The 8472-nt window shown below is 44.8% G+C and carries 10 protein-coding genes; 9 read left to right on the top strand and 1 reads right to left on the bottom strand.

The window, feature by feature from the left end:
- Positions 1-511: hypothetical protein (locus KQI_RS27115; RefSeq protein WP_010348288.1), on the top strand; the 511-nt coding region annotated here is incomplete at its 5' end.
- 155 nt (positions 512-666) lie between these two features.
- Positions 667-798, top strand: a complete 132-nt coding sequence (locus tag KQI_RS29835; protein WP_422120971.1) for a phage terminase small subunit-related protein — start codon at positions 667-669, stop codon at positions 796-798.
- Positions 799-1458: 660 nt separating this feature from the next.
- Here KQI_RS29835 and KQI_RS0118135 read toward each other — a convergent pair.
- The gene (locus tag KQI_RS0118135) at positions 1459-2130 is read right to left on the bottom strand and encodes a DUF1232 domain-containing protein (protein WP_010348286.1); all 672 of its coding nucleotides are present in this window, start codon (positions 2128-2130) and stop codon (positions 1459-1461) included.
- Positions 2131-2263: 133 nt separating this feature from the next.
- Here KQI_RS0118135 and ytaF point away from each other — a divergent pair, with 133 nt between their 5' ends.
- The 7 genes from ytaF to KQI_RS28050 all read left to right on the top strand — a co-directional run bounded on the left by ytaF (position 2264) and on the right by KQI_RS28050 (position 8379).
- Entirely contained in the window at positions 2264-2911 is a 648-nt protein-coding gene (gene ytaF, locus KQI_RS0118130; protein WP_010348284.1) for a sporulation membrane protein YtaF, read from the top strand.
- 469 nt (positions 2912-3380) lie between these two features.
- Entirely contained in the window at positions 3381-3866 is a 486-nt protein-coding gene (locus tag KQI_RS0118120; RefSeq protein WP_010348283.1) for an RrF2 family transcriptional regulator, read from the top strand.
- A gap of 57 nt (positions 3867-3923) precedes the next feature.
- Complete coding sequence (locus KQI_RS0118115) at positions 3924-4841, top strand: NAD(P)/FAD-dependent oxidoreductase (protein WP_010348282.1); 918 nt, start codon at positions 3924-3926, stop codon at positions 4839-4841.
- A gap of 281 nt (positions 4842-5122) precedes the next feature.
- A complete protein-coding gene (locus KQI_RS0118100; protein ID WP_010348278.1) occupies positions 5123-6013 on the top strand; it encodes a class I SAM-dependent methyltransferase in 891 nt (296 codons plus the stop codon).
- A gap of 305 nt (positions 6014-6318) precedes the next feature.
- A complete protein-coding gene (locus tag KQI_RS0118095) occupies positions 6319-6945 on the top strand; it encodes a TetR/AcrR family transcriptional regulator (RefSeq protein ID WP_010348277.1) in 627 nt (208 codons plus the stop codon).
- Entirely contained in the window at positions 6942-7916 is a 975-nt protein-coding gene (locus KQI_RS0118090; RefSeq protein WP_010348276.1) for an alpha/beta hydrolase, read from the top strand. The genes KQI_RS0118095 and KQI_RS0118090 overlap by 4 nt, the downstream gene beginning before the upstream one ends.
- A 169-nt stretch (positions 7917-8085) precedes the next feature.
- Positions 8086-8379 (top strand): lipase family protein, encoded by a 294-nt coding sequence (locus tag KQI_RS28050; RefSeq protein ID WP_010348275.1) that lies wholly within the window; start codon positions 8086-8088, stop codon positions 8377-8379.
- The last annotated feature ends 93 nt before the right edge of the window (positions 8380-8472 follow it).

The raw sequence follows: 8472 nt of genomic DNA, 5'->3' as shown, positions 1-8472 counted from the left end.
AGGACCCGCAGGATCGACAGGGCTGGCAGGAGCAGTAGGACCCGCAGGACCGACAGGGCCAGCAGGAGCAGTAGGACCCGCAGGACCGGCAGGGCCTGCGGGCGCCGGGATATCAGACTTCTTAAGTGTTTTCCGAGCAGATCCTGGTACGGGGACTGACACAGTCCCGGGTAACTCACCAATTACCTTTACTGGGGTTTTGGCGAATGTTGGTGGTGCATTTACTTTTACTCCTCCGTCTCCAACGATAACAATTAACGAGACGGGGAGCTACTTCATCTCATTTTCTATTCACAACCAAGGTAATGCGGACTTCAATCTCACTGTTAGCGGAGCCCCTATAACACCAGTACCTTTCTCAGGTAATGGAGGGGGGCCTATCGCAGCTGAGGTTATTATAACCGTTACAACAGTTCCGACTACAATACAACTGGTAAATGCCAACGCAACTCCTGCTCAGTTGCACAATAATCTGAATACAACTATGACAATATTAAAGCTGACGCCTTAATATTGTTGCTTAGTAGTAATTTATTCAGTAAAAGGTTTAAGGTTTATGTCTTTTATCCGGTCAGTTTGTCTAATTATTCAGAGACTTGAACTATGGAGGTCGTGAAATGTAGAATGCCTAGAGAGAGAAGTCCTTAACGGGACAAAGCCAGACTGATGTGGCTGGAGAGCTGTGGGACGATGCGTTTAAAAGACATCGCCGCTGCTCTTTCTATTCCTGAGAGCAGGGTCATGGCCCAAAGGGAACCAGAACGCTGTCGGCAATCATGGCGGTGCTCCCCAAGGTAACCAAAACGAGGGTTTTCAATTCTAATGAAGTAGAGCCTTTTGATCAGTTAGGAATGACTTTGAAGACGCTGGTTCTTCAAGAGCGGAAAATATACAGACTTTTCGGAACTCGAAGAGTAAGCTTCCCGCTGAATTCATTCTCACCCAGTGGCTCCGAAAAAAAGGCAACTTTATTACATGGGGAGATAAGGCAGATATGAGTATATCATTGCTACTTTGTATGCCTCAATATACAACTGTAAGGAAGTTGTTGATGAGACCGATTTGAGTGAGGGCAACATGGTTATTTGAATCACAAAAAAATCACAATCCCGGCGAATACCCGCGAATTTCTGCGGTTAAAATGCTTTTTTAAAAAAACAGTGCATTATGATAAGAAAAAAATATAATTGAACTTCGGCAATACTTAGAACAAGATGTTCTATATATGATTTTAAAGACTTTCCAAATGAAGAATGGATCAACAAAAATAAACAATATTATGGACTTCTCCATTGAGTAACTATATAGATAATTTTTTTTCAATCTTATGTGGAACAAAGAGGAACTGAAAGAAAAAGAGGCTGTCAACCTTGCAGAAAGAACTCTGCACAAGGGACAGCCTCTTTTTGCCGATCCATGACATAAGTTCTTGTATTAACAACCATACTAAACAAGCGGTTACGGCTGGGGCTTGTTGTTCCTCGTATCCTGGAGGCGATCCAGTACGATTTGCACGGCAATCGCATCGTCCAGATAACCTAATGGAAATACATAATCGGGAATAATATCTGTGGCGGAGACGAAGTACAACAAGCCGCTGCCGAGGATCGAGCGCTCCTCCAGGGTGATGTTATCGCTACTGTAGAGCTGATACATTCTCTTGAGCTCCTCAATGAACGGTCCCGCGCCGTTGACGTTTTTTACTTTACCGGGAAAGTCATTGTGGATAATCCGCGCCCCTTCTTCGGTTAGGACATAGGGTTCATATTTGCTAAGCTCTTTCTGAACCTGCTCGGCAGTAAACTGGTGGTCCATGAGGTTGGAGGCTTGAAGGATTTCTTTAATGCTGTTGATGGAGGAGTAAATATCGTTCGGCTGGCTCTGAGGAGTTGGGGGAGCGGGGGCGCCATAACCAGCAGCTTGAAAGAGTGGGGCGGAGGGAACATCAAGATAAAGGGCAAAAGCTTCCAGATGTTCAGGTTTGGCTCTTTGCTTCCCGTTAACGATCCGCGATATCGTGGCCGTATCAATGCCGGTAGCGGCGCTTAGCTTGCGCATAGACAAAGAATGTTCTTTCAGCAAAGAGACCAGTGTCTCACCCAGTGTGGCGTTTTTCTTTTCATCGGACATTTGCAGTTCACCTCACCTTGTATTGGTGTTGAATCAAATGTTGAAGGGATCTCAACATTTTTAGAAATGATGAGCACCTTTTTGCAATATGCTCAATAGTATGAGTGTAAACAGACAACAAGGAGTGAGCCCCATGGTTGCTTGGCTTTTAATTTTTGGCTTTGCCATATCATCCAGTCTGGATAATTTAGGCGTTGGAATATCTTATGGGATTAGGGGTATCCGTATTAACTATTTATCAAATTTAATCATTGCGGTTATCTGTTTTATCCTTAGCATGACAGGGATCATATCCGGTCAGTGGCTGGCAAAGATTCTTCCGGGCGTATTACCCGTCCTGATTGGAGCGTTATTGCTGTTCATTGTCGGTGCCCGCATCATTCTGCTGGCAGTACCGCGTAAGAAGCAGGAATCCAGCCAGGATGGTGAAGAAGTCGGGGAGGCTGCGTCAGGCGGATCACTCGAAGGAATTCTGCAAAATCCCGAAACGGTGGATAAAGATAAATCAGGTTCTATAGGATACCTTGAGGCAGCGGTGCTGGGGGTTGCACTTGCCGCTAATGCCGTTACGAATGGGATCGGTGCAGGTCTGATGGGACTGTCACCGCTTGCGATCTCTCTGACTGCGGCAATTGGCAGCTATATCACGGTCTGGCTTGGTGTGGTCCTGGGACAAAAAATGTCGGCGATTCGCATCGGCTCTTTCACATTAGGTCAGTTCAGCACGGTCTTAAGCGGAGTTATCATTATTTTGATTGCTTGCAATTCTTTCTTTGGGTAAGTGTAGAGTTGGAAAGGAGATATTCATAATAAAAACGGACACCTTTTAACGATTGTCGAAAAAAACAAAGCGACCATGCTTAGTATGCATGATCGCTTTTATTTTAAAGTACAAATGGACCACATAGGCGATCCATTTGTACATTCCTGTTTTATTGATAATGCCACCACGATTCCACAATTTGATGAGCATGTTGCGGATGATATCCTCTTCCGATGAGGTAGGAAACGGCTAAAGATTTACGGCTTTCATGACCCGAATACGGTTGTATGAGCGCATTATCAATGCCTTGCTTTTTCGCCAGGTTAAGAGAAAATGTCGTAGCTTGCCGTTGATGTGATTTCCAGATTCGCCTTCCACTGGAAGCGAAGTTCGGATCAAGAATGTCATTGCAATTTGGAGTTGAATCATTTATCATGGATATAAAGGGTCTATAATAATGATAATGTTGAGAAGGGAGGAGGGAAACTTGCAGTTCTCCAAAAGTACAGATTATGCCCTACACGCCTTAATTCATCTGGGATACTCGGAGCGTTGCAACAACGTCGGGATCAAGGAATTATCTTCGGCACTTGGTGTTTCCGAAAGCTATTTATCCAAAATCATGTCCAAGCTGAGGCAGGATGGAATCGTACGTGCTGTGCCAGGGGTGAACGGCGGTTACGAGCTTGCACGGCCAGCGGATCAGATTACGTTTCTTGATGTGATTCAAGTGATTGAAGGAAGACAGCAGTTATTCGAATGCTCGAATTCGAGTTCACGTCAGCATCGGTTGTTAGCGGAAGAGGGAACTGAACAACCGGATCAGAAACGTCCTGAAAAAAACGAATGTTTGGTTGAGAAAGTTATGAACGGCGCGGAACAGCATCTGTACCAATACTTGCAGGAACATACGATTCAGTCAGTAATGGATGAGGCATTCAAGTGTCGCAGCCACGAGGTAAGCAAGAAGTGATTCACTTCTTGTATTCTAATTATGGATATTATCGATCCGCGGAGGATGTGATTTGTGATGGATAAAAAGCTTCTTGATGTGGCGATTATTGGCGGCGGTCCATCTGGGTTGAGCGCCGCCCTGGTGCTTGGGAGAGCGAGGAAACATGTAGCGGTGATCGATGAAGGCCGTCCTCGTAACGCTGTAACCCACGAGACTCACGGGTTTCTGACCCGAGACGGAATAAGTCCCGGCGAATTTCGGCGCATTGCGAAGGAAGAGATCGGCGCCTATCCCTCCGTATCATTCGTGCCGGATATGGCGGTGTCGATCGCGGGAATCGACGGCCGATTTCAAATTGAGACGGAGCAAGGACAAACTTTTGCAAGCAAAAAAGTATTGTTTACCGTCGGCATGAAGGATCGGCCGTTGGACATTCCGGGTCTGGCGGAGGTATACGGGAAAAGCGCTTTCGTCTGCCCGTACTGCGATGGTTGGGAGTTAAGGGATCAGCCGCTTGTCATTATTACGAAGGGGGCTGAGCTTATGCATTTCGCTCCGCTTATATCCGGTTGGACGAACCGTTTTACCGTCTGCACGAATGGCCCCGATGAACTGACGGATGCCGAGCGCGAGGAACTCCAGCGGAATCAAGTGCCTCTGTTCGACTCGCCGATCCGGCACATTGACTCTAGCGACGGGATCGTGCGGCAAGTCGTTCTTAAAGACGGGACGATCGTTCCATGCAGGGGGATCTTTTTCAAACCGGAGCTAGTTACGGGATCGGACTTGCCGCGAGCTATCGGATGCCAGATTACGGAAACAGGGGCGGTCGTCGTCGACGAGTTCGGGAAAACGAATGTTCCGGGTGTATATAGTGCTGGAGATGCTACATCGCGATTGCATCAAGCCATTGCTGCCGCCTCTTTAGGCTCGTTTGCCGCCGCGGTCATCAACAATGAACTAAATACAGAGGCTTGGGGGAGAAACGGATGAGACGGCAAATATTTCTGTCGGCGATGGGTCTGTTCTTCACCGGTATGGTCACCTCGGCGATGTCGCCGGAATTCGGCGTGCTGTTGGTCGGGCGGATTATCAAGCGATAGGAACCGGCATGCTGCTGCCGCTTGTAATGAACGTAATCATGACCATTTATCCGCCGGAAAAGCGGGGAGGCGCAATGGGGATGTTAGGGCTCGTCGTCATGTTTGGCAGGATGTATCAGGCCGTTCGTTTAGGAGAATCCATAAACTATAAGGAAAGCGTGGGGAATAATCATGAACGATTTTTTTAATGCAGCGATATGGGAAAAAGCATGGAAAGACGAGTCTGATTTGAAAATCAACAGGATGAAAAAGAATGGAATCGATCCTGCCAGATCTTTTGATCATAAGGCCAAGACCTTCAACGAACAATCGTTTAACGAAGAGGGAAGAAAACGAACCAAACGGATCATGAACTGGCTTGAAGGACAAGGAATTCGATTCGAAAACGCCTCCGTTCTGGATATTGGCGCCGCTTCGGGAGTATTCTCGGTTCCGTTTGCAGAGCGAGGGGCTCGTGTAACCGCCATAGAGACTTCTCCCCCGCTGGTCGAATTGTTGCAAGAAAACATCTCGAAGTTTGCTGAAGACCAGGTGAAGATTGTACACGAACCGTTTGAAGATATTGACGTGCGGGCCAAAGGCTGGAACCAGGCCTTCGATCTCGTCTTTGTCTCCATGTGTCCGGTCATTCACAATTGGGAGAGCGTGGAGAAGGTGCTTCATTGTGCTCGAAAGTTCTGTTATATCAGTATGATGGCAAGTCCTGCGGAGCACAGCCTGGTGAATGAAATTTGGCCGCTCATCACCGATCAGCCCTACCATACGAAACCTATGGAAATGGGATATTTGCTACATCTGCTATATCTTAAAGGTTATGCATACGAATCGCTAATCACGCGGGAAACGAAAACGACGGAAGTCCCCAGAGAAGTTGCATTACAGGAAGCGCTGACTTGGCTTCGCTATCACCGTCTGCCTGTTGATGAGCGGAATCGGGAAATAATTGCTGACTATTTGGAGCAAGCATATCCATCCGGCAAAGTAGTTATCCAGGAGGGCGGACGTTTTGGCAAAATACTGATTCGATTGCAGGATCAGAACATGTATACGAGAGAGATTTGAGCCTGATAAGGCGTGTTATGTATTCAAGGAAGAATGTTACATTTTTATCCATATGTTTGCGGGTGATTTGTTCAGCAAGCCCTACTCAAAGAAACCAGAACGTGTACTCATCCAAATAACCTGAAATAAACAAGTCGGAGCGCATGTTGGTCAGCGTCCGGCTTGTTTTTATTTGCTAAGTTTCATCCTACTCATGAGTAAGATGAATTCACTCTTGCTATAATTCGTAATTAAAGATATATTATTAATTAAATGATTGATCATTTAATTAATAAAAATTCAGTTTAAAGAGAGGAGGAACACATATGGCAAGACCAATCAATGTAGAAAAAAGACGGGAGCGGCGTAATCGTATCCTAAAGGAAGCTGTTACCCTATTCGCAGAAAATGGATATTCTAATACCACAACCGCTCTCATTGCGCAGAGTGTGGGAGTGACTCCTGGAACCATTTTTCAATATTTCCCAAGTAAAGAAGCCTTATTCTACGCCGCTGTCCTTGAGCCGCTTGCTGATATTCAGGTGAAATCGCTTGCTTGTCTAAAACAAGAGGGGACGCCGATCGTAATAATTAAGAACTTGGTAGAAGAACAATTCAATCATATCTACTTCTATACAAGTGAATTGCGGCTTGTTCAATTTGTCTTAGGACAACGGATAAGATTTCCTGAACTTACACAGAAGATCCTTGAAAGTATTAAAGTAATGACAGATACTATCGAATGTGTCTATGCTAAGGGACAGTTAATGGGAGAATTCGACAAAAATTTTTCTCCAGCAATGATCTCTCGTGCCTATATCTCTTTCTTAAATGGGATAGCCTTAACTCTTGGAGAAAGTATTCATCACCCCGAGTGGGAAAATTTGAAGGGGCATGCCTTATATTTGTTCGTACCCATACAACCTAAAGAAAAACTGGAGGAGTCCGAGTGAGTCAAACATCATTACAACCCGATCTGACATTTAACGTTCGTGTGAAAAAACGGAAGAAAATTTTATGGAGCCTAGGAATCGTGCTTTTGCTTGTAATGGCTCTTGTATTTTTTATATCTTATAAAGTAGTAGACACCTTGTTGCACCATCCGAGAGACACTAATGTCAGCTACGAATTGAATATCGATAAAACTCCCTACGAAGAGGTCGAGTTCAAGAGTTTGAAAAATGATAATACGATTAGAGGTTCATTCTTTCCTGCAAGTGGTCTTTCTGGTAAATCAAGTGATAAGACGATTGTTGTCGTCCATGGATATACGAGCAATCGTTTAGTCAAAGGACGGACCCAAAAGTTAGTAGAGCATTTCGTTCCGAAAGGCTACAATGTATTGGCATTTGACCTCAGTTCGCAAGGTAAATCCGATGGCAATTTGATTACTCTTGGCCTCAATGAAAAATACGATTTGCTTGGAGCTGTAAGCTATTTAAAATCCAGAGACCATGCTGGTGATAAAATTGGAGTTATTGGCTTTTCAATGGGTGCTGCTACTTCTTTGCTAGCCGCAAGTGAAAGTGATGACATCAAAGCTGTAATTGCAGATAGTCCTTTTCGTAATGCAGGTATATTTCTGAGAGAGGGTTTGCCCTTCTTTTCAGGTTTACCTTCTTTTCCATTCAGTTATACATCGATATGGGTGGGGAAATGGATCATGAAGGTCGATCTTGATTCCGTATCTCCTATGGATGCAGCAAAAAAGATGCAAAACAAGCCAGTTATGCTGATTCATGGTACTGGAGATCAGCAAATTAGTTATAAAAATACAGAAGCAATTTTTGAGTCATTAAAAGATAACCCAGATGCAGAAGCATGGTACCCGCAAAATACGGAGCACATCGATGCTATCAATCATTACCCTACTGAATATTTCCAAAGAGTAGATCGCTTTTTGGATAAGTATATAGGAAAATAGTAGAAACGAAATGAATGGCGAGGATCTACACATGATTCATACAAGGAGTGTACAGGCTACGACGTTTCAATCCGCTCGTCAGCGCTATGTGAAAAGCCTGCGGGAGTACCGATACCAGAGGAGGGCACGCTCGAGCTTGACTGGCGACCAGGCGAAGCCCAGGTAGACTTTGGCGACTTGGAACAATGCTCATATTCATCTGGATCGTATGCCTGTTTTGCATTCAAGATTAAAAATTATTTTCATTCATGGTGCTGGGGGTAATGGTAGATTGTTAGTTCCTTATGCACGAATGCTGCAAAAATACGGTTATGAAGTAGTGGCGCCGGATCTACCGCCTTTTGGTTTAAGTCATACGAATTCAGTAAAATCGTTGGAATATCAGCTTTGGATTGTGAGTCATATAAAGCTCAGTCATATTATTAGTTTAGACTATAACGACGTAGAAGTTGATTTGCTCTGAGGGAGACGTAAAGAATTCGAAAAACTATATAGCCAAGTTAAATATATCAAAAAGAGCGACATTCCTGGTTTGATATTATCCCCTTTAGGTAGA

Source organism: Paenibacillus peoriae KCTC 3763 (assembly GCF_000236805.1).
Lineage (GTDB): Bacteria > Bacillota > Bacilli > Paenibacillales > Paenibacillaceae > Paenibacillus > Paenibacillus peoriae.
The sequence above is the reverse complement of the archived record's forward strand: the minus strand, read 5'-3'. Positions and strand labels throughout refer to the sequence as shown.